This is a genomic window from Burkholderia sp. MBR-1 (assembly GCF_013822785.1).
GTDB lineage: Bacteria > Pseudomonadota > Gammaproteobacteria > Burkholderiales > Burkholderiaceae > Burkholderia > Burkholderia vietnamiensis.
Map to the genome: position 1 here is coordinate 271,170 of NZ_CP053609.1, position 20,089 is coordinate 291,258.

The window sequence follows — 20,089 nt, forward strand, 5'->3', positions numbered from 1 at the left end:
GCCAGCGACCGAATCACCGCCCCAGCGTTGGTCTGCGTGTTGGCCCCGGCGCGAGCCGGAGCCCAACCCGCCCGGAACCGGCCGCCAGGCCGCCCCCGGCCCCGCTCAGACAGCCGGGATCGGATCCGGACCGTAGCGGTTCGGGCCCTCGGTGCCGCGCGCGCACATCCACACGAGCAGCACGATCGCGCCGACGAGCGGGATGAGCGTGATCAGCACAAACCAGCCGGAGCGGTCCGTATCGTGCAGGCGGCGCACGGTGACCGCGAGGCTGGGCAATACCAGCGCAAGCGACGCGAGCGCGACGACGACCATCAGCAGCATCGCGATCGCGCTCGGGTCCTCGGCGGCCGCGGCGACCACCTGACAGACGATCGACACGATGCCCGTGAGCAACGCGAAATACCAGTATTCCGCGCGGCGCGCCCGGCCGTCGAATTTTGCGTATTGATTGAGTGCGGAACGCACGGCTTCACCGAAATTCATTTTATTGCCCTCTCGTTTTATATCGTCGACCGCGGAAACAACGAAGGCATTATAAATATCAAGTTCCGGGTATTGCATCTCTTTTCGCGCATCGCTCAATGCTTGCCGCACCGGCCGCGCCGGCGCTCCGGGAGAACCGCCAGCCGCGTGCCCCGCCGCGCTTATAATCGCCGCGCCGCGCGACGAATAACCAAAAGATAATCCACAATTCGATTACGGCGGCATGAAACGCTGCACAGCCGATAATCGGCTCGCCGATGCCGCGACGGATTTACCGCCCATTCGCAACAGGCATGCCACCAGCATCGCGCACGGGCCTGAAACGGCGCAGCAAATCGCCGTGCCGCCGCTAACCGGCCGCCGCCTGCTCCAGCACGCTCAGATCGAGCTTCTTCATCCGCAGCACCTGCGCCATCACGCGCTCGGCGCGCGCCGGGTCGCCGGCCATCAGCTCGGGCATCTGCACGGGCACCACCTGCCACGACACGCCGAAGCGGTCGCGCAGCCAGCCGCACTGCTGCGCGCGCTCGTCGCCGCCCTCGGCGAGCGCGGCCCAGTAGCGGTCGATCTCGCGCTGGTCGCGGCAGTTGACGACGAACGACACGGCCGGCGTCAGCGGAAAGGCGGGGCCGCCGTTCAGCGCGAGGAACGCCTGGCCGTCCAGCTCGAACGAGACGGTCATCACCGCGCCCTCGGCCTGCCCGGCCGCCTGCGCACCCGCTTTGCCGTAGCGCGCGACGTCGACGATGCGCGCGTTGTCGAACACCGACACGTAAAAGCGGGCGGCCGCCTCGGCGTCGCGGTCGAACCACAGGAACGGCGTGATGCGCTGGATACGCTGGGTCATGGCAGTGCCTCCTCGATGTCGTCCCGGCACCGGCGCCGGTCTTATATCGTAGGCGCTGCGCGGCGGCGGCGCGGCGCCGCGCTCCGTAGCACGCCCGGTGCCCGCGCAATGAGAAAGGGGGCGATCGCTCGCCCCCTTTCCGGTGTCGCCAGCCGCGCGCGTTCAGAACGCGACGTAAGGCTGCGCGCCGCCGCTGGCCGTCTTGTCCATCCCGAAGTAGATGGTCTTGCCGTAGAAGTGCGGCATGCCGAGGTCGAGCCAGCCGCTCGGACCGAACGGGCCGGCGATGTCGTTGTAGACGAACGTCGACGGCGCCGCGAACAGCGCATCCGCATTCCCCACCGGCATCGACACGCCACCGCTCGCGCCGTTCTTGCCGGTCAGCGTCGCCGAATAGGTGACCGTCGACGACGGGCAGTAGAACTGCGTGTTGGTCGAGCACGTCGTCTGCGCCGCATCGTTGAAGAAGTACGCGTTCGAGCCGGTATCGAAGAACGCGGTCACGCTGCTGCCGAGGAAGGTCGCATCGACGTCGCCGGCGCTCGTCGACGTCAGCTGCGTCGATGCGCCGAGCGCGTTGTTGCTCTGCGTGCCGATCCCGAACGTCAGCAGGCCCGTCGCGCTGCCCTGCCCGCTGTTCGACACGGTCGGCATCTGCACGATCACGCCGTTGTTGTCGGTCGCGAAGTGATGGACCGGGTTCGCGACCTGTTGCGACGTCGGCACGAGCGCGACCGTGCAGCTCGCGTTGCCGTTCGGGCACGCGTAGTAGTTGTTGTAGGTCGGCGACGTCGACGTCGCACAGGTCGCGCCGCAGTCGAGCGGCGCCGGCCCGATGCCGAGGATGCCGTTCGCGCCGAGATCGCCGGTCGTGTTCGCCGAGGTCCGCGCGCCGTTGTTCGAGCACGAGGCCGGCACGTTGGCCGTGCCGAGGTCGCCGATGATCTGCACCGGCAGCGCAGGCGCCTGCTCGGTGCCGATCGACAGATCGACGGTGCGCAGCGAGCCCCACGTGTAGCTCGACACGAACTTGCCGCACTCGGCCACCGGCGCGCCGCCGCTGGTGATTTGCGGCAGGCCGTTCAACACGCCCGACGTCAGCGCGCTGCTGACGAGTCGCAGCCCGTACGACGCGGTGTCGACGAGCACGTTGTTGACCACCTGGCAGGTCGACGTGCCGGGCACGCAGATCTTCACATTGACCGTCGGGATGTTGATCACCCGCGCGGCGCCCGGGCCGACCGTGATCACGGCCGTGTTCGCGGTATTGCCGTCGGACACGTTGGAGCCGCCGCCACTGCTGCCGCCGCTACCGCCGCCGCTGGTGCTGCCGCCACTGTCGCCGCCGCCGCCGCATGCGGTGACGAGCAGCGCCGTCGCGGCGGCCAGGCCCAGCACGCCGAGCCAGCGCTTGAAGGTACGAGAAATGTTCAAGGTCGCTCTCCCGCCGTCACTGGATGTCGTTGCCGGTCAGCCCGGCCGGCAATGCCGCGGGCAGCCATGCCTGGCCCGCGAACGAGCCCATGTGGCCGCCGGTGCGGATCACGAGGCCGCTGGTCGCGACCGACACGGGCGCGCGCCAGCCGTGCGCCGCGTGCGCCGCCTGCACGCCCGCCGTGTACTGCGGGAAATAGCTGCCGAGCAGCGACTCGAGGTCCGGCATGCTCGGCCCGCGCCACGCGAGCCCGAACACGCTGCCGGCCGCGCTGGTGTATTCGTGGATGACGGTGCCCGACCCGAGCGTGATCTCGCGCACGGTGTATGCGGCCGCGCTCGGCTGCACGACGCCGTCGGCGGAGCGCATCGCGCGCTGCAGCGCGCGCACGGTGGCGGCATGATCGTCCGCCGGCGGCGACATCGGTGCGCCGCCCAGTTCGGCATGTGCGTGGATCGACCACAGCACACCCGTTGCAGCCGCCGCATGCGCGACGGCCCAGCCCAAGCGTTTCAGTTTCACATTCCCCCCCAAGGGACTGGCTTCGTCGCCGCGATACCGAACCGCCCGGCACCGCCGGCTACGAATTGGAGTCTTCACAATGACGCTTCATTGCTGCTGACGCGTAGTATGCCTGCGGAGTATGTCGGAATGTCAAATGGGTGCCGCATGATGCGTCGCAGCATGTCGCGCGAGGCAGGGCAAGGCAAAAAGCGACGCGGCGTGGGGCGCGGCGATCCGGGCGATGTGAATACCGCGCATGCGCGCCGCACCGGGCCGCTCCATGCAACGGAGGGGCCGCGGGCGCGATGGGTGTGCCCGGTCAGAAACCGAGGCTGGCGAGCAGATCGTCGACCTGCGCCTGATCCTGCACGACGTCGGACTTGCCTTCCGGCGCGATCTGCGGGCCGTTCAGCAACGACGCGGGGCTGCCCGTCGAGCTGACCTGCTCGGCGGCGAGCGCGGCGGCGGTGGCCGCGAACTGCTCGCGCCGCTCCGGGGCGATGTTCTCGACGAGCACGGTCAGCAGTTGCTGCTCGATCAGGTAGACCATGTCCATGATCTTCTTGATCACCTGGCCGGTCAGATCCTGGAAGTCCTGCGCGAGCATGATCTCGAGCAATTGCGCGCTCGTCGCCGAGGCGGCCTCGGGCAGCGTATGCAGGAACGTGCGCGTGTCGTCCATCAGCTCGCGCACTTCCGCGTGCTCGATCGGCGCCGCGTACCACTGCGCCCAGCGCGCGTCGAGTGCCTCGGCTTCGTTCTGGATGCGCTCCTGCACCGGCTTCGCGATCTCGATCGCGTTCAACACGCGCTCGGCCGCCTGCTCGGTCATCGTCGCGACGTAGCGCAGCCGGTCGCGGGCGTCGGGCACGGCTTCCGCCGCGCGCTCGACGTGCTTGTCGAGCCCGAGCTCGCGCATCGAATCGCGCAAGGCGCGCGTGACCTGGCCGATGCGCGCGAGGATCCTGTCGCTCGCGAAATCGGCGCCTTCGGCATGGCCGTCGGCGTTGATCGCCGCGCCGGCGAGCGCCGCATGGATCGGCTCGTTCACGTCAGCTCCCGGCCTTGGCCATCTTGTCGATGATCTTGTTCAGCTTCTCGTCGAGCGTCGCGGCTGTGAACGGCTTCACGACGTAACCGCTCGCGCCGGCCTGCGCCGCCGCGATGATGTTCTCCTTCTTCGACTCGGCCGTGACCATCAGCACCGGCAGGTGCGTGAGCGTCGCGTCCGCGCGGATTTCCTTCAGCATCGCGAGGCCGTCGAGGTTCGGCATGTTCCAGTCCGAGATCACGAAGTCGAAGCCGCCGCCGCGCAGCCGCGCGAGGCCGGCCGCGCCGTCTTCGGCTTCGTCGACGTTCGTGTAGCCGAGCTCCTTGAGCAGGTTGCGGACGATCCGGCGCATCGTCGGGAAATCGTCCACCACCAGGATTTTCATGCTCTTGTCCATCGTCGTTCCTTTGCAGATTCGTTACCGTCAGGGCATGCAGCATCGTACATGCCCGGAGACATTTCGTTCAGACGCGCTGCACGCGATCGCCCATCGTAGCGAGTCGCGCCATCACGCGCCGGCTCATTTCGGCGAGCGGCGCGACTTCGTCCGCGCCGCCGAGCGCGATCGCCTCGCGCGGCATACCGAACACGATGCAGCTCGCCTCGTCCTGCGCGAACGTGTGGGCGCCCGCGCGCTTCATGTCCAGCAGCCCGGCCGCGCCGTCACGGCCCATGCCGGTCAGGATCACGCCGATCGCGTTCTTGCCCGCGTGCTGCGCCGCCGAGCGGAACAGCACGTCGACCGACGGCCGATGGCGGTTCACCGGCGGATCGTCGGACAGCTGCGCGATGTAGTTCGCGCCGCTGCGCGCGAGCAGCAAGTGCGCGTGGCCGGGCGCGATGTACGCATGGCCGGGCAGCACGCGCTCGCCATGCTCGGCTTCCTTCACCGCGATCCGGCACAGGCCGTTCAGCCGCTGCGCGAACGACTTCGTGAAGCCCGGCGGCATGTGCTGCGCGATCAGCACGGCGGGCGCGTCGGGCGGCAGCGGCGTCAGCACCTCGCGGATCGCCTCGGTGCCGCCCGTCGACGCGCCGATGATGATCAGCTTCTCGGTACTGACGAGCGGGTTGTTGAACATCGGCGCGGCCGGCTGGCCGTTCGCCGCGCGTGCGGCGGCGTGCGGCTGCGGCGTCTGGCGCACGCGCGCGCGCGCGGCCGCGCGGATCTTGTCCGCGAGCTTCTCCGCGTAGTCGAGCATGCCGTCGCGAATCCCGACGCGCGGCTTCGTGACGAAATCCACCGCGCCGAGTTCGAGCGCGCGCAGCGTGATTTCGGAGCCGCGCTCGGTCAGCGACGACACCATCACGACCGGCATCGGCCGCAGGCGCATCAGCTTCTCGAGGAAGTCGAGCCCGTCCATGCGCGGCATTTCGACGTCGAGCGTCAACACGTCGGGGTTGTGCTGCTTGATGAGCTCGCGCGCGACGAGCGGATCGGGCGCGGTCGCGCACACCATCATGTCGGGCTGGCTGTTGATGATCTCGGTCATCAGACTGCGGATCAGCGCCGAGTCGTCGACGCACAACACTTTGATCTTCTGCACTGCGGTCATGCCTCCTACTTTCTCGAAAGGTTGGCCGCGTACGGGCTGGCGGCCTTTTGAACCGCCGGCTGCACGCCCGCGCCGCCGCTGCGGGCGCCGAACAGTTCGATGCGCGGCCGCGCCGGCGGCGGCGCACTCGGCCGCGGCGCGGCGAACAGTTCCACTTTCGCACGCGCGCGCGCCGCGCTTGCGCGGACGGCCTCGCGCGCGAGCGCGGCTTCGCGCTCCGCCACGCCCGGCACCTGCAGCCGCAGCTTCTTCACCATCGCGCGGCCGGTGCGCGGCATGAACGCGACCTTGCGCGGATGCACGCCCTGCAAGTCTTCCGCGGTGATGCGAATGCGTTCGAGCGCGAGATAGCGGCGCACGAAATCGGCGTTGCGGTCGCCGATGTTGATCGTCGTCATGCCGGCCAGCACCGCGGCGCCGCCGAACACCTTCGCCTCGAAGCGCTCGCGGCGCCCGCCGGCCTTGATCAGTTCGTTGATCAGCACTTCCATCGCGTATGCGCCGTAGCGCATCGACTCCGACGCGGCCGCGCCGGCATCGGCGCCGTCGTCGGGCAGCATGAAGTGATTCATTCCGCCGATGCCGGAGACCGGGTCGTGCAGGCAGGCCGCGACGCACGAGCCGAGCACGGTCATCAGCACGATGTCTTCGGACGTCGTGTAGAACTCGTTCGGCAGCAGCTTCACGCCGGGGCGGTCGAAGTGGGTGTCGAAGTAGTGGTTGGTCGCGATCGGGAGAGCGCTCATCAGCGTTCTCCGTAAGCGGGCGTCGCGCCCGCGGCGCGTTGCGCGCCCGACGGCGCTGCCGCGGAACCCGCCGCGCCGCGCGCGCGCGCGCTCTGCACGGCGTCGCGCGTGAGCTCGTACACCGTCTGCCCGCGCAGCCGGAACGCCTGCGTCACGTACGTGAAATTCTCCGAATGCCCGGCGAACAGCAGCCCGCCCGGCTTCACGAGCGGCTCGAAGCGCGACAGCACCTGCCCTTGCGTCGGCTTGTCGAAATAGATCATCACGTTGCGGCAGAAGATCGCGTCGAACGGCTTCGCGATCCCGTAGTCGGCATCGGTCAGGTTCAGCTGCTCGAAGCGGATCATCGCGCGCAACTCCGGGCGCACCTTCACGCGGCCGGCCTGCGCGCCCGTGCCCTTCAGGAAGAAGCGCTTGAGCCGCTCCGGGCTCAGGTGCTTGACCTGGTCGTACGTATAGATGCCGGCCTCGGCCTTCGCGAGCACCTGCGTGTCGAGGTCGGTCGCGAGAATCGACGCGCTGCGCGCGGCCGATTCGCCGAGCGCCTCGACCAGCGTGATCGCGATCGAATACGGCTCCTCGCCGGTCGACGCGGCCGAGCACCACACCGACACCGGCGCCGGCCGCCCTTTCACGAACTCGGCCAGGATCGGGAAGTGGTGCGCCTCGCGAAAGAACGCGGTGAGGTTGGTGGTCAGCGCGTTGGTGAACGCCTCCCACTCGAGCGGATCGTCTTCCCGCTCGAGCAGGTCGAGGTATTCGCGGAACGTGTCGAGGCCGCGTGCGCGCAGCCGGCGTGCGAGCCGGCTGTACGCCATGTCGCGCTTGTGCTCGGACAGCGAGATCCCGGCGCGTTGATGGATCAGCTCGCGTATGCGCGCGAAATCCGCGCCGGTGAATGCGAAGTCGCGCCCCGGCTCGCCCGCTCGGGGCGAGGCTTCCGGTGCATCGGATCGAAACGGTGCGCGCGCGGACAGCATGGCTTAGAAGGTCTCCCAGTCGTCATCGGACGTACCGGCCGCGGCCGGCGCCGGCTTCTCGCCGTGCAGCGCGGGGCGCACCAGTGCGGGTTTCTCGGCGGTCTTCGCAGCCGGCGCGGCGGGCGCCTTCGCGAGACGCGGGCCGTAGCCGCCGGCAGCCGGCGCTTCCTTGGACGGACGTGCGCCGGCATCGGCCGCGCGCTTCGGTTCGTGGCTCGATGCCGATGCAGCCGATGCCGCTGCGGCGCGCCGTGCGGCCGGCTGCGCGGCTGCTTGCGGCGCCGGCGATGCAGACGATGCGCTCGGTGCGGCGTCGTGACGGCTTTCCGACGACGCGGCAGCCGGCGTTGGCGTCGGCGCGGTCGCCCGTGCGACGCTGCGCGCCGGCGCGAGCGCGATGCCGCCCGCGACGCGCCATTCGGCGACGATCGCCTTCATCTGGCGCGTCTGCTCTTCGAGCGACGCAGCAGCGGCCGCCGCCTGCTCGACCAGCGCCGCGTTCTGCTGCGTGACCGAATCCATCTGGCCGACCGCGCGGTTGACCTGCTCGATGCCGGTCGACTGCTCCTCCGACGCGGCGCTGATCTCGCCCATGATGTCGGTCACGCGGCGCACGGCCTGCACGATTTCGTCCATCGTCGTGCCGGCGCGCGCGACCAGCGCCGACCCGCTTTCGACCTTCTCGGCCGAATCGCCGATCAGCTGCTTGATTTCCTTCGCGGCGCTCGCGCTGCGCTGCGCCAGCGAGCGCACTTCGCCCGCGACCACGGCGAAGCCGCGGCCCTGCTCGCCTGCGCGTGCGGCTTCGACCGCCGCGTTCAGCGCGAGGATGTTGGTCTGGAACGCGATGCCTTCGATCGTGCCGATGATGTCGACGATCTTGCCCGAGCTCGTCGCGATGTCCTGCATCGTCGACACCACTTGGCCGACCACGTCGCCGCCTTGCGTCGCGATGTCCGATGCGTTCACGGCGAGCTGGCTGGCCTGACGCGCGTTCTCCGCGTTCTGGCGCACGGTGCCGGTCAGCTGCTCCATGCTCGACGCCGTTTCCTGCAGCGACGCGGCCTGCTGCTCGGTGCGCTGCGACAGGTCGGTGTTGCCGGTCGCGATCTCGCGCGCGCCGACGTCGATCGACTCGGTGCCGCGGTGGACGGCCTGCACCATCCCCGTCACGGCGTCCTGCATCCGCTTGATGCCGCCGAACAGGCGGCCGATCTCGTTGTTGCTGAATACGGTCACCCGCTGCGTGAGGTCGCCGCCGGCGATGCGCTCGAAGTGCGCGATCGCGTCCTCGAGCGGCTTCACGATCAGCCCGCGCAGCATGAAGCGGATCGCGATCACGACGACGAACGCGATCGCGATGCCCGCGGAGATCAGGACGATCATCAGCGAGATGCGCGACTGCGTCGCGGCCTGGCGGTCTTCCGCGCGCTTTTGCAGCGCCGCGATCACGGCGGCGGCGGTCTGGTCGAACGCGACGAACATCGGGCTGATCTTGGTGTCGGCGATCGCGTGGTACGCGGCCATGTCGCCCGCACGCGCCGCGGCGAATTCGGGCTCGACGCCGTCCTTGACGATGGCCGTGTAGCGCGCACCGAGGTCGTCGAGCAGCGACTGGTCGACGCCGAGCTTGGCCGTCGCCTGGAACGCCTGCCAGTTCTGGTTCGACTTCGCGTACAGCTCCTGCGCGCGTTCGAGCACCTTCGCCGCCTCGGCCGTGTTGCCGCCTTCGGTCAGCGTGCGGAAGCGGTCGAGCGCGACGCGCGAGCGCAGCAGATGCGCCGACGTGTCGTCGAGCGTATGGATCGCCGGCAGATCGGCGTGCGCGATCTCGTCGAGCGCGCTGCTCGCGCGATCGAGCGCGTAGAGGCCGAGCCCGCCGACCGCGGCGGCCAGGCAAACGAGGATGAGTCCGACCGCCGTCAGCGTCGAGCGGATCGACCAGTTGTGCAACATTGCAGAATCTCCCGAAATTACTGCGCGCGCGTGGCGCTTATGCGCCGAGCATCTCGATCAGCGCCATTTCCCGGCTCGACATCAGCTTCTCGATGTCCATCAGGATCAGCATGCGGCCGTCCACCGTGCCGAGGCCCGTCAGGTACTCGGTCGTCAGCGTCGCGCCGAATTCCGGCGCCGGCATGATCTGGTCGGTCTGCAGGGTCAGCACGTCCGACACGCCGTCGACCACCATCCCGACCACGCGGTTCGACACGTTGAGGATGATCACGACGGTCTGATGGTCGTACTCGACGCGGCCCAGATGGAACTTGATCCGCATGTCGACGATCGGCACGATGATGCCGCGCAGATTGATCACGCCCTTGATGAAGTCCGGCGCGTTGGCGATGCGCGTGACGCTGTCGTAACCGCGGATTTCCTGCACCTTCAGGATGTCGATCCCGTATTCCTCGTCGCCGAGCGTGAAGACGAGGAATTCCTGCCCGGTCGCATCGCCCTGTTCGGCGTCGCGGCGGCTTGCGACCGCGTTCGCCGCGGCCGGATTGATCATTTGGACTTCAGCAGACACGTGTGCCCCCAATCGGTTGAATGGCGAGAGTTAGAAGATCGCGAGTTCAGCGCCCACCCGGGCGCCGTGCGTCGCACGGGTTTCGCGGTTCAGCGCCGCGACGTCGACGATCAGTGCGACGCTGCCGTCGCCCAGGATCGTCGCTGCCGAGATGCCGTGTACCTTGCGGTAATTGGTCTCGAGGTTCTTCACGACCACCTGCTGCTGGCCGACCAGCTCGTCGATGAGCATCGCGAAGCGGCGCCCTTCGGTTTCCATGATCGTCACGATGCCCTGGGTCGGATCGGTGCGCGCGTCGTCGACCGAGAACACCTCGTGCAGCGCGACGAGCGGCAGGTATTCGCCGCGCACGCGCACCACGCGCTCGCCGTTGCCGACCGTGTAGATGTCGTCCATCGACGGCTGCAGCGACTCCATCACGAAGTTCAGCGGCAGGATGAAGATCTCGCTGCCCACCTTCACCGACATCCCGTCGAGGATAGCGAGCGTGAGCGGCAGCACGATCCGCGTGGTGGTGCCGCGGCCGGCCTGCGACGAAATCTCGACGTGGCCGCCCATCGACTGGATGTTGCGCTTCACGACGTCCATCCCGACGCCGCGGCCCGACACGTCGGTCACCGTCTCGGCGGTCGAGAAGCCCGGCGCGAAGATCAGCTGCCACACTTCGTCGTCGCTGACGTTCTCGGAAATCTGCATGCCCTGCTTCGCGGCCTTCGCGAGGATCCGCTCGCGGTTCAGGCCCGCGCCGTCGTCGCTCACCTCGATCACGATGTTGCCGCCGTGATGCGCGGCCGACAGCACGAGCTGGCCGACTGCGTCCTTGCCGGCCGCGACGCGCTTGTCGACGGTTTCGATGCCGTGGTCGAGGCTGTTGCGCACCAGGTGCGTGAGCGGGTCGATGATGCGCTCGATCAGGCTCTTGTCCAGCTCGGTGGCCTGACCGAACGTGACGAGCTCGACCTGCTTGCCGAGCTTGCCGGCGAGATCGCGCACCAGCCGCGGGAAACGGCTGAACACGTAATCCATCGGCATCATCCGGATCGACATCACCGCTTCCTGCAGGTCGCGCGCGTTGCGCTCGAGCTGCGCCATCCCGTTGAACAGGCGGTCGTGCAGCGCGGGATCGAAGGCGGTCGCGGTTTCCGCGAGCATCGCCTGCGTGATCACGAGTTCGCCGACGAGGTTGATCAGCTGGTCGACCTTCTCGACGCCGACGCGAATCGAGCTGCCTTCGGCGCCGCCTGCCGCGCCGGCCGCGCCGCGCGGACGCTTGTCGTCGTGGTGATGGTGGGCAGCATGCGCGTTGGCCGGTTCGGCGTGCGGCGCTTGCTGCGGCTGGGCTGCGGCCGCCGGCTGTGCCGGCGCCTGCGGCGCGGCCGCGGCGGCCGGCGCCGCCGGTGCGGCGGGCGCTGCGGGCGCGAATACCTCGACGCGTGCGGCCGGTGCGGCTGCGGCCGCGGCCGGTTCGGCGGCAGCCGGCGGCGCGGCGGCCGGCGCCGGTGCGGGCGCTGCGGCCTCTGCTGCCGGTGCGCCCGGCGCCGCCGCTGCGGCCGGCGCGGTGCCGCGCGAGATGCGGATCTGGCTTTCGTCGATCACGAAGCAGCACACGGCGATGATGTCGTCGGACGGCACGTCCGATTCGAGCCACAGCGTCAGGTCGCCGCCCGACTGCTCGCGGCCGGCGATCCGGCCGAGATTGCTCAGCTCCTCGGTGAGGAGCGCCTGGTCCTTCGTGTCGACGCCGACCAGCGTGATCTTCAGATGCGGGCCTTCGGCGCCGGCATCGGCCCCGCCTGCCGCCGGATGGGCGGCCGCGACGGCCTGTTCGATCACGTGGTCCGGCGCGCTATCGCCGGCGGCGGCGGGCTCCGGCGCAGCCGCAGCCGGCGCAGCGGGCGCGGGTGCGGCGGCCGCAGCCGGCGCGGGCGCCGGTGCTGCCGCGGCCGTGCCGCTCGCGGCCTTCAGCTGTTCGAGCTTCGCGCAGATTTCCGCGGCGGCCGCCGCGTCCGGCTCCGCGCTCGCACGATAGTCGGCGAGCTGGTCGGACAGCACGTCCTTGGTCTCGAGGAACGCGTCGACCATTTCCTTGGTCAGCGTCAGCTCATGGTTGCGCGCGCGGTCGAGCAGCGATTCGAGGATGTGGGTCGTTTGCGTCAGCGCGGTAAAGCCGAACGTCGCCGCGCCGCCCTTGATCGAATGCGCGGCGCGGAAGATCGCCGCGAGATCCTCGGGGTCGGGTGAATCGACGTCGAGGTTCAGCAGCAGCTGCTCCATCTGCGCGAGCAACTCGTCCGCTTCGTCGAAAAAGGTCTGGTAGAACTGCGTGATGTCGAGAGTCATGCCCGGTCACCGGTTGGATTCGTCGCGTTCATGTCAGGAGGCCGTCTGCTCGGAGAGCGTCGCGACCAAGTCGATCAGCACGGCCGGGTCGATCGGTTTTTCGATCCAGCCGGTCGCGCCCGCGTCGCGTGCGGCGTCCTTGAAGGCATCGCTGCCTTCGGTCGTCAGCACGAGGATCGGCGTGGCCGTATACGCGCTGAGCCTGCGCAGCGCGGAGATCACCTCGAGCCCGCTCCTGCGCGGCATGTTCTGGTCGGTCAGCACCAGGTCGTACGGCATCGTGGCCGCCATGTCGAAGCCGGCTTCGCCGTCCGGCGCCACCGTCACGTCGTAGCCGGCCTGCGCAAGCGTCGCCTGCAGCAGCGCACGCATGGTCGCGGAGTCGTCGATGGCGAGAATGGTTCGGATCATGTCTGTCTCGGAAGCTGGAAACGTCAGGGTTTCGGCGCGACGGCCACGGCGCTCGCGAGCACCGGCCGGGCGGCCGAGGCGGCGCCCAGCTGCTGCCCGAGCAGCTTCGAGCCGGCCGCATCGGCCGACAGCGTGGTGGTCGTCGCGTCGTCGCGCATCAGCGCCTCTTCGGATTTTCGGTTCAACACGATCACGCTGATCCGGCGGTTTTCCGGATCGAGCGGATCGGCCTTGTTCAGGTTCTGCGTCGAGGCGAGGCCGAGCACGCGCAGCACCTTCGCCTCGTCCATGCCGCCTGCGATCAGCTCGCGGCGCGACGCGTTCGCACGATCGGCCGACAGCTCCCAGTTGCTGTAGCCGCCTTCGCCGCCCGCATACGGCACCGCGTCGGTGTGACCCTGCACGATGATCCGGTTCGGCACGTCGTTCAGCGTCTTGCCGATCTCGCGCAGGATGTCGCGCATGTACGGCTCGACGTTGTTGCTCGACATCGCGAACATCGGCCGCTTCTGCGAATCGACGATCTCGATGCGCAGGCCCATCAGCGTCGAATCGATGCGGATCTGCTGGCGGAACTGACGCAGCGTCGGGTTCGCCTCGATCGCCGCCATCAGCTTGATCTGCAGGTCGTGCAGGCGCGCCTGCTCGCGCCGCTCGATCGCGCCTTGCGCCTGCGCCTGCGCGGTGTCTTCGCCCTTCTTCGCGACGCGGTCCGCGAGGCTCGTCGAGCCGTCGGTGCGGCGCGTCGTGCCGGCGTCGACGCTCGACAGGTCGCGGCCGCCGCCGTTGATGATGCTCGAGTCCTGCGAGCTGCGGTCGCCGCTGCCGAACAGCGCGGCCTGCAGCGGCGTGTTGAAGTACTCGGCGATCCCCTTCAGCTGCACCGGCGTGGCCGAGCTCAGCAGCCACATCAGCAGGAAGAACGCCATCATCGCGGTCATGAAGTCCGCGTATGCGAGCTTCCATGCGCCGCCGTGGTGGCCCTTCTTCTGCGGGGCCACCCGTTTCACGACGATTGCGCGATCCTTGCTCTTGCTCATCGAACGCTCCGCGTCACTTCGCCTTCACGCGGCGCACGTGCTCTTCGAGCTCGTTGAACGACGGACGCTCGGTCGAGAACAGCACCTTGCGGCCGAATTCGACCGCGATTGCGGGCGCGTAGCCGTTCAGGCTCGCGAGGATCGTCACCTTGATGCACTGGAACATCTTGGTCGCCTCGGCCACGCGCTGCTCCGCGAGGCTCGACAGCGGCCCGATCAGCCCGTACGACAGCAGGATGCCCAGGAACGTGCCGACCAGCGCCTGCGCGATCATCGCGCCGAGCACCGCGGGCGGCTTGTCGGCCGACGCCATCGTGTGCACCACGCCCATCACGGCCGCGACGATACCGAATGCCGGCATCGCGTCGCCGACACGCATCAGCGCGTGCGCCGGGGCTTCACCTTCGGTGTGGTGCGTCTCGATCTCCTCGTCCATCAGGCTCTCGATCTCGAACGCGTTCATGTTGCCGCCCACCATCAGGCGCAGGTAGTCGGTCAGGAATTCGACGATGTGGTGATCGGCGAGGATCTTCGGGTACTGCGTGAAGATCGGGCTCTTCTCCGGATCGTCGATGTCGGCTTCGAGCGTCAGCGTGCCTTCCTTGCGCGCTTTCGCGAGCAGCACGTACAGGAGCCCCATCAGCTCCATGTAGACGTCCTTGTTGTACTTCGAGCCCTTGAAGAGCGTCGGCAGCACGCGCAGGGTCGCCTTGATCGTCTTGATGCCGTTGCCGAGGATGAACGCGCCGACACCCGCACCGACGATCATCAGGATCTCGAGCGGCTGGACCAATGCGCCCAAATGCCCGCCTGCCAGCGCATAACCGCCGAAGACGGACAACAGCGTCACGAGTGTTCCCACGATAATCAGCACTGCCTGTCCCTCACGAAAGACCGGCGGGGAGACCGCCGTTAATCAGGTTTACGGCAGTCGGCAGGAAAACTTTCGCGGCGCCTCCGCTGCGCTGCGGCGGTGTTTACCAGCAGGCCGGAATCGGTTCGCATGCGGTGCAGCCGCTGCCGGACACTCGCCAACGCGCCGTCCGGCGCGGCTCAGGCCGTCGCGGCGGCCAGTTCGGCGCGCGCGGCGGCAGCCTTGCGGGTCTTGCCCGCGCGCGACGGCGGTTGGCACAGGCCGCACACGAAACCTTGATGCGGATCATGCGCATGGGCGACGAAGTGGCCGCCGCAGCGCGTGCAGGGCGTCATCTGCAGCATCCCGGAATCGAAGAAGCGCACCAGCGTCCATGCGCGCGTGAGGCTCAGCGCGGCCTCGTCGCCCGACAGATCGACGTGCTCCTGATAGAGCCGGTACGCCTTGACGATCGACTGGATCGGGTCGCAACGGCCGTGGTCCTGCATGAACCGGTAGATGTTGTAGAACAGCGACGAATGGATGTTCGGCTGCCACGTCATGAACCAGTCGGTCGAGAACGGCAGCATCCCCTTCGGCGGCGACACGCCCTTCAGTTCCTTGTACAGCTTGATCAGGCGATCGCGCGACAGGCTCGTCTCCGCCTCCAGCAGCTGCAGCCGGGCGCCCAGTTCGATGAGTTCGATCGCGAGGGTGATTTCCTTCACCTCGTTCACGACGCTTTTGCTAGCCATGGTCAATAACCGTACGCTTGACGTTGTTCGGATGTGTCGCCGATACGCCGCCCGCCGGCGCGGCGCGCCGGGGCGAACGTGGAGGCGGTGGTGATCAGCGGACGCTTTCGACCGGCTGGCCGGCCATCAGGATGGCCGAGTGTGCGTGCGTGACGACGTCGCTGCGGCCTTTGTCGGCGAGCGACGACAGCAACGCGTGGTCGTCGAAGCGGAAGCGGCACAGCATCTGGTTCGATGCGGCGAGCTTCACGGTCTGCGCGAGCGTGAGGTTCGCGAGCACATCGGCGAGTTCCTCGGAAACACCCATGCGGAACATGCCCATCGCTTTGTCTTCCCGCAGCAGGCGCTGCGCGAGAAGGAGGTACGACAGGTTGACCTCTTTGATCTCACTGAGCATTTCGCTGGTGGCGCTCATCATTCCCCCGTTAGAAAACTTTGCTTTGGCCTTTCGTGTTATGAAAACGTTTGCTCTATCAGGCGCCTACTGGCGCAGCTGCCGGCACGTTTATAGTCTTACAGGCCGAATTCTGGCTAAACGGCCTTTATGCCGGTATCAGCGAAGTGGCGTATGCCGTGCAGGATTTGTCTGTAAACCGTGTAGGAATTTTTCCGACAGAAAAAATGCCCGGTGGGGACGGGTGAAACCCGGATCTGTCGGAGGAGAGGCGCTGCAGAGCGCGTAGACGGGGGAAGCTGGAACGGCGGGGCGCGAGTGAGTCAATCGGTAAAAATTATAGTGGTTTTTCACGATATCGCAACAATTATGGCCACTGTCTCGATTTCGATTCGCGTGCCCTTTTTCTCGGGGTTTTCGCGTATTTCATCGTGTAACAAGCCTTAAGTCTTTGAAAAAACACTCGAACCCCTGAAGGCGATATCCATAATGGACTCCAATGGGCGGCGGCGTGAGCCGCGCCGGCCCGCCCCGCAGCTTGCCGCCCGGCGTCCCGCATCTCCCCTCGCGGGCCGGTCACGTACCGCTCAACGCGTGCGTCGGCGAGTTCCGCAACCTTGTATCGGACCAGCATCCGCACCGGACCCGCTGGTCGACACTGGAGAACGCCCATGCGTATTGCCCAGATCGCGCCGCTTTACGAAGCCGTCCCGCCGAAACTTTACGGCGGCACCGAGCGTGTCGTGTCCTACCTGACCGAGGCGCTCGTCGAGCTCGGCCACGACGTGACGCTGTTCGCGAGCGGCGACTCCGTCACGTCCGCGCGGCTCGAGGCCGCGTGGCCGCGCGCGCTGCGGCTCGACCCGTCGATCCGCGACTCGATGGCGCCCCATATGCGCCTGATCGAGCAGGTGGCGCGGGTCGCGCACGAATTCGACGTGCTGCACTTCCATCTGGACTATCTGCCGTTCCCGCTGATGTCGCGGCTCGACACGCCTTATGTGACGACGCTGCACGGCCGCCTCGACCTGCCCGAGCTGCAGCCGGTGTTCGACGCGTTCCCGGACGCGCCCGTCGTATCGATCTCGAATTCGCAGCGCAAGCCGCTGCCGCAGGCCGCGTGGGCCGGCACCGTGTATCACGGGCTGCCCGACACGCTGCTCACGCCCCAGCCGGACGTGAAGCCCGAGTACCTCGCGTTCCTCGGCCGCATCTGCCCGGAAAAGCGCGTGGACACGGCGATCCGGATCGCCGCGCAAAGCGGGCTGCCGCTGAAGATCGCCGCGAAGGTCGACAAGGCCGACGCCGACTACTTCAAGGAAGTGATCGAGCCGCTGCTGGGCGAGGCGCACGTCGAATTCATCGGCGAGATCAACGAGGCGCAGAAGCCGGCGTTCCTGTCGGGCGCCAAGGCGCTGCTGTTCCCGATCGACTGGCCGGAACCGTTCGGGCTGGTAATGATCGAGGCGATGGCGTGCGGTACGCCGGTCGTGGCGTTCAACCGCGGCTCGGTGCCGGAGGTGATCGAGGACGGCGTGACCGGCTTCATCGTCGAGGACGTGCAGGGCGCGGTCGGCGCACTGCACCGGATCGACAGCCTGTCGCGCGACGCGATCCGCGCCCGCTTCGATACGCGCTTCAGCGCCACGGCGATGGCGCGCCGCTATGTCGAAACCTACGAATCGCTTTGCGCGGCGGCGAAACGCCCGGCGTTGCGCAGGGTCGCCGGAGCCTGACGCGTAAATTCGTCACGAAATACGCCGGAAAAATTGCGTGGAAATCCGCGCGTAAAAGCTGCCAGCATCGAACAAAGAGCCGCATCGTCGATGCGGCTCTTTCTTTTTGCGCGGCGCGCTGATTGGTGCCGGCGATTGGTGGATCATTCGATCAGGAAACGATCGCGGTTTTTGCCGACGATCCAATTCGGCGGCTTGCCGCGACCACTCCAGGTTGCACCCGACTTCGGATCGCGGTATTTCGGCGGCAACGGCGCCTTTTTCGGCGGCCGGCCGCGCCGCGCCCGCTCGGCGAATCCCAGATCCTGGGCCGTCAGCCCGTATTCGGCAATCACCCGCTGGACTTCGGTGATCACTGCCGCCACTTCCTGACGGCGCACTTCGTCCGCCTGGGCCTGCAGATCGGCGATCTGCGCCTTGAGTTTCGCGTATTGAGACATATCGACTCCCTTTTTTTGCATGATGCGGCTCCGCCGACTCCGGCCGGAACGCCGACACCCGTTACGTCATCGCACTGCCGCCCTGCTCTTGCCAATTAATTCTGCCATCTTTAACCGATTCGTCTATATGGAGAATGCGGATTTATTCTAATAAAGCGAGCCGTCGGCATTCAAATTTAACAATCGTTGACCCTCGTCGGTCCGATTCATTTCCTATAATCCAGACCAATTCGGGCGACGAAGTAAATCAGCCGGCCGCTCATTGGTGTTCACCCTACTTGGACGAGGTCCCTTCATGAATCTTTCACAGCGGCTGGCCGCAGAAGCATTCGGCACGTTTTGGCTGGTGCTCGGCGGGTGCGGAAGCGCCGTGCTGGCGGCCGCCTTTCCGGGCCTCGGCATCGGCTTTGCCGGCGTCGCACTTGCTTTCGGCCTGACCGTGCTGACGATGGCATTCGCGATCGGCCATATTTCGGGTTGCCATTTGAATCCGGCTGTGAGCGTGGGCTTGACGGTCGCCGGCCGCTTTCCGGCACGCGATCTCGTCCCGTACATCGTCGCGCAGGTGGTCGGCGCCACGCTCGGCGCGTTCGTGCTGTATCTGATCGCAACCGGCAAGCCGGGCTTCGACGTGGTGGGCAGCGGCTTTGCGACCAACGGCTTCGGCGAGCGCTCGCCCGGCCACTACTCGCTCGGCGCGGCGTTCATCTGCGAAGTCGTGATGACGGGCTTCTTCCTGTTCGTGATTCTCGGCGCGACCGACAAGCGCGCGCCGGCCGGCTTCGCACCGATCGCGATCGGCCTGTGCCTGACGTTGATCCACCTGATCTCGATCCCGGTCACGAACACGTCGGTGAACCCGGCCCGCTCGACCGGCCCCGCGCTGTTCGTGGGCGGCGAAGCGATCGGCCAGCTGTGGCTGTTCTGGATTGCGCCGATCATCGGCGCAGCCATCGCAGGGGTCGTCTATCCGTTGATCGCAGGGCGCGACGCTGCCGTCCTGCTGCCCGCATCCGCTCGCACCGTCGAATAACAACGCTACGGGGTCACGCGAGCAGCGCAGCGAGCCTCACGCTGTCGAACAACACGAGGCAGGTAATTTGAACGGGCGCCGCTGGCGCCCGTTTTTCCTTTTCGTTCAGGACGCCGCGACGCCGTCGACGGCATCCGTCAGCGCGAACAGCGTGCGCAGGTGACGCGCCACGCCGGCGTCGAAGTTGTTGCCGATCCGCGGAATGTGCGGCAAGCGCGCGATCAGGTCGGGATTCGCGTTGTTCATCATGAACGCGTGCCCGGCGGTTTCGAGCAGATCGATGTCGTTCATGTTGTCGCCGAACGCGATGCAGTGCCCGGCGTCGACGCCGAGCCGCTCGAGCACCGCCCGCAGCGCGCGGCCTTTCGAGACGTTGGCGGTCATCACTTCCAGGCAATCGGGCAGCGAGTAGGTGACGTACAGCGCGTCGCCGAACTGCACGCGCATCTGCTCGGCGACCACCGCGAGGTCGGCCGGCTCGCCGATGTAGAGCACCTTCGCGATATCCGTGCCGTCGTGCGCGGCCATGTCGATCACGTCGTAGCGGAAACCGGAGTCCTGATGGAATTCGAGCAGGTGCGGGGCCTCGCGATCGATCAGCCAGCCGCGATCGGTAAACAGATTGACGATCACGCGCCCGTGCGCGCCGGCCACGGCGGGCTGCACGAGCTCGCGGACGATTGCCGGGTCGATGTCCTGCGCGTGGATCGCCGTGTCGTCCGGCGCGTGCACGCGCGCGCCGTTCGACGTGATCAGGTATGGCCGGATCCCCAGCACGTCGCGGATGCCGGCGACGTCCGCATAATGCCGCCCGGTCGCGATCACGAACTGCAGGCCGTCGCGTTCGAGCCGGCGGATGGTCTCGATCGTGTACGGATCGAGTTGGTGATCGCTGTTCAGCAGGGTGCCGTCGAGATCGGTGGCGATGACTTTGTACATGGGACGCGGTGAAGGA

Annotated in this window: 21 protein-coding genes; 2 read left to right on the forward strand and 19 right to left on the reverse strand. The window is 67.5% G+C overall.

Features of this window, described 5'->3' with window-relative positions:
• Window positions 1–105 precede the first annotated feature (105 nt).
• From MBR110_RS01310 to flhD, 17 genes are all read right to left on the reverse strand, one after another.
• Window positions 106–486 carry a DUF805 domain-containing protein gene (locus MBR110_RS01310; RefSeq protein WP_011882916.1) on the reverse strand — a complete coding sequence of 127 codons (381 nt, stop codon included), beginning with the start codon at window positions 484–486 and terminating at the stop codon, window positions 106–108.
• A gap of 349 nt (window positions 487–835) precedes the next feature.
• Window positions 836–1,333: a VOC family protein gene (locus MBR110_RS01315; RefSeq protein WP_011882915.1), complete on the reverse strand. Its 498-nt coding sequence runs from the start codon at window positions 1,331–1,333 to the stop codon at window positions 836–838.
• Window positions 1,334–1,495: 162 nt separating this feature from the next.
• The gene (locus tag MBR110_RS01320; protein ID WP_034192937.1) at window positions 1,496–2,767 is read right to left on the reverse strand and encodes a DUF3443 domain-containing protein; all 1,272 of its coding nucleotides are present in this window, start codon (window positions 2,765–2,767) and stop codon (window positions 1,496–1,498) included.
• 16 nt (window positions 2,768–2,783) lie between these two features.
• On the reverse strand, window positions 2,784–3,290 hold the full coding sequence (locus tag MBR110_RS01325; protein ID WP_011882913.1) for a DUF2844 domain-containing protein: 507 nt from the start codon (window positions 3,288–3,290) through the stop codon (window positions 2,784–2,786).
• Between the two features lie 301 nt (window positions 3,291–3,591).
• Entirely contained in the window at window positions 3,592–4,323 is a 732-nt protein-coding gene (gene cheZ, locus MBR110_RS01330) for a protein phosphatase CheZ (RefSeq protein WP_011882912.1), read from the reverse strand.
• 1 nt (window position 4,324) lies between these two features.
• Window positions 4,325–4,720, reverse strand: coding sequence for a chemotaxis response regulator CheY (gene cheY / locus MBR110_RS01335; protein WP_006754880.1), 396 nt, complete (start codon window positions 4,718–4,720; stop codon window positions 4,325–4,327).
• Between the two features lie 67 nt (window positions 4,721–4,787).
• Complete coding sequence (locus MBR110_RS01340) at window positions 4,788–5,879, reverse strand: protein-glutamate methylesterase/protein-glutamine glutaminase (protein ID WP_011882911.1); 1,092 nt, start codon at window positions 5,877–5,879, stop codon at window positions 4,788–4,790.
• Window positions 5,880–5,884: 5 nt separating this feature from the next.
• On the reverse strand, window positions 5,885–6,625 hold the full coding sequence (cheD, locus tag MBR110_RS01345) for a chemoreceptor glutamine deamidase CheD (RefSeq protein ID WP_011882910.1): 741 nt from the start codon (window positions 6,623–6,625) through the stop codon (window positions 5,885–5,887).
• Entirely contained in the window at window positions 6,625–7,605 is a 981-nt protein-coding gene (locus MBR110_RS01350; protein WP_011882909.1) for a CheR family methyltransferase, read from the reverse strand. Before MBR110_RS01350 ends, cheD begins: the two co-directional genes overlap by 1 nt.
• Window positions 7,606–7,608: 3 nt before the next feature.
• A complete protein-coding gene (locus MBR110_RS01355) occupies window positions 7,609–9,561 on the reverse strand; it encodes a methyl-accepting chemotaxis protein (protein ID WP_181709135.1) in 1,953 nt (650 codons plus the stop codon).
• A 37-nt stretch (window positions 9,562–9,598) separates the two neighbouring features.
• On the reverse strand, window positions 9,599–10,114 hold the full coding sequence (gene cheW / locus MBR110_RS01360) for a chemotaxis protein CheW (protein WP_011882907.1): 516 nt from the start codon (window positions 10,112–10,114) through the stop codon (window positions 9,599–9,601).
• 48 nt (window positions 10,115–10,162) lie between these two features.
• Window positions 10,163–12,472 carry a chemotaxis protein CheA gene (gene cheA, locus MBR110_RS01365; protein ID WP_034192941.1) on the reverse strand — a complete coding sequence of 770 codons (2,310 nt, stop codon included), beginning with the start codon at window positions 12,470–12,472 and terminating at the stop codon, window positions 10,163–10,165.
• Window positions 12,473–12,505: 33 nt separating this feature from the next.
• Window positions 12,506–12,883, reverse strand: coding sequence for a response regulator (locus MBR110_RS01370; protein ID WP_011882905.1), 378 nt, complete (start codon window positions 12,881–12,883; stop codon window positions 12,506–12,508).
• Window positions 12,884–12,906: 23 nt separating this feature from the next.
• Complete coding sequence (gene motB, locus MBR110_RS01375; RefSeq protein WP_011882904.1) at window positions 12,907–13,923, reverse strand: flagellar motor protein MotB; 1,017 nt, start codon at window positions 13,921–13,923, stop codon at window positions 12,907–12,909.
• 13 nt (window positions 13,924–13,936) lie between these two features.
• On the reverse strand, window positions 13,937–14,797 hold the full coding sequence (motA, locus tag MBR110_RS01380) for a flagellar motor stator protein MotA (protein ID WP_011882903.1): 861 nt from the start codon (window positions 14,795–14,797) through the stop codon (window positions 13,937–13,939).
• A gap of 179 nt (window positions 14,798–14,976) precedes the next feature.
• A complete protein-coding gene (gene flhC / locus MBR110_RS01385) occupies window positions 14,977–15,531 on the reverse strand; it encodes a flagellar transcriptional regulator FlhC (protein WP_011882902.1) in 555 nt (184 codons plus the stop codon).
• Window positions 15,532–15,625: 94 nt separating this feature from the next.
• A complete protein-coding gene (flhD, locus tag MBR110_RS01390; protein WP_034193026.1) occupies window positions 15,626–15,946 on the reverse strand; it encodes a flagellar transcriptional regulator FlhD in 321 nt (106 codons plus the stop codon).
• Between the two features lie 650 nt (window positions 15,947–16,596).
• Here flhD and MBR110_RS01395 point away from each other — a divergent pair.
• Window positions 16,597–17,661: a glycosyltransferase family 4 protein gene (locus MBR110_RS01395; protein ID WP_014722229.1), complete on the forward strand. Its 1,065-nt coding sequence runs from the start codon at window positions 16,597–16,599 to the stop codon at window positions 17,659–17,661.
• Between the two features lie 143 nt (window positions 17,662–17,804).
• Here the strand turns inward: MBR110_RS01395 and MBR110_RS01400 are convergent, their stop codons facing one another.
• Complete coding sequence (locus MBR110_RS01400) at window positions 17,805–18,101, reverse strand: H-NS histone family protein (protein WP_011882898.1); 297 nt, start codon at window positions 18,099–18,101, stop codon at window positions 17,805–17,807.
• Window positions 18,102–18,396: 295 nt separating this feature from the next.
• Here MBR110_RS01400 and aqpZ point away from each other — a divergent pair, with 295 nt between their 5' ends.
• Window positions 18,397–19,134, forward strand: a complete 738-nt coding sequence (gene aqpZ, locus MBR110_RS01405) for an aquaporin Z (protein ID WP_011882897.1) — start codon at window positions 18,397–18,399, stop codon at window positions 19,132–19,134.
• Between the two features lie 105 nt (window positions 19,135–19,239).
• Here aqpZ and MBR110_RS01410 read toward each other — a convergent pair whose 3' ends face one another.
• Window positions 19,240–20,073 carry a Cof-type HAD-IIB family hydrolase gene (locus MBR110_RS01410; protein WP_046428576.1) on the reverse strand — a complete coding sequence of 278 codons (834 nt, stop codon included), beginning with the start codon at window positions 20,071–20,073 and terminating at the stop codon, window positions 19,240–19,242.
• Window positions 20,074–20,089 lie beyond the last annotated feature (16 nt).

What these genes read in the sequence shown, in the direction of transcription:
- aqpZ (WP_011882897.1), top strand. Translation starts at nt 18,397, where the DNA reads ATGAATCTTTCACAGCGGCTGGCCGCAGAAGCATTCGGCACGTTTTGG.
- MBR110_RS01370 (WP_011882905.1), bottom strand. Translation starts at nt 12,883, where the DNA reads ATGATCCGAACCATTCTCGCCATCGACGACTCCGCGACCATGCGTGCG.
- cheY (WP_006754880.1), bottom strand. Translation starts at nt 4,720, where the DNA reads ATGGACAAGAGCATGAAAATCCTGGTGGTGGACGATTTCCCGACGATG.
- MBR110_RS01310 (WP_011882916.1), bottom strand. Translation starts at nt 486, where the DNA reads ATGAATTTCGGTGAAGCCGTGCGTTCCGCACTCAATCAATACGCAAAA.
- MBR110_RS01340 (WP_011882911.1), bottom strand. Translation starts at nt 5,879, where the DNA reads ATGACCGCAGTGCAGAAGATCAAAGTGTTGTGCGTCGACGACTCGGCG.
- MBR110_RS01350 (WP_011882909.1), bottom strand. Translation starts at nt 7,605, where the DNA reads ATGCTGTCCGCGCGCGCACCGTTTCGATCCGATGCACCGGAAGCCTCG.
- cheW (WP_011882907.1), bottom strand. Translation starts at nt 10,114, where the DNA reads ATGATCAATCCGGCCGCGGCGAACGCGGTCGCAAGCCGCCGCGACGCC.
- MBR110_RS01395 (WP_014722229.1), top strand. Translation starts at nt 16,597, where the DNA reads ATGCGTATTGCCCAGATCGCGCCGCTTTACGAAGCCGTCCCGCCGAAA.
- MBR110_RS01400 (WP_011882898.1), bottom strand. Translation starts at nt 18,101, where the DNA reads ATGTCTCAATACGCGAAACTCAAGGCGCAGATCGCCGATCTGCAGGCC.
- flhC (WP_011882902.1), bottom strand. Translation starts at nt 15,531, where the DNA reads ATGGCTAGCAAAAGCGTCGTGAACGAGGTGAAGGAAATCACCCTCGCG.
- motB (WP_011882904.1), bottom strand. Translation starts at nt 13,923, where the DNA reads ATGAGCAAGAGCAAGGATCGCGCAATCGTCGTGAAACGGGTGGCCCCG.
- cheD (WP_011882910.1), bottom strand. Translation starts at nt 6,625, where the DNA reads ATGAGCGCTCTCCCGATCGCGACCAACCACTACTTCGACACCCACTTC.
- MBR110_RS01410 (WP_046428576.1), bottom strand. Translation starts at nt 20,073, where the DNA reads ATGTACAAAGTCATCGCCACCGATCTCGACGGCACCCTGCTGAACAGC.
- flhD (WP_034193026.1), bottom strand. Translation starts at nt 15,946, where the DNA reads ATGAGCGCCACCAGCGAAATGCTCAGTGAGATCAAAGAGGTCAACCTG.
- cheA (WP_034192941.1), bottom strand. Translation starts at nt 12,472, where the DNA reads ATGACTCTCGACATCACGCAGTTCTACCAGACCTTTTTCGACGAAGCG.
- MBR110_RS01355 (WP_181709135.1), bottom strand. Translation starts at nt 9,561, where the DNA reads ATGTTGCACAACTGGTCGATCCGCTCGACGCTGACGGCGGTCGGACTC.
- MBR110_RS01315 (WP_011882915.1), bottom strand. Translation starts at nt 1,333, where the DNA reads ATGACCCAGCGTATCCAGCGCATCACGCCGTTCCTGTGGTTCGACCGC.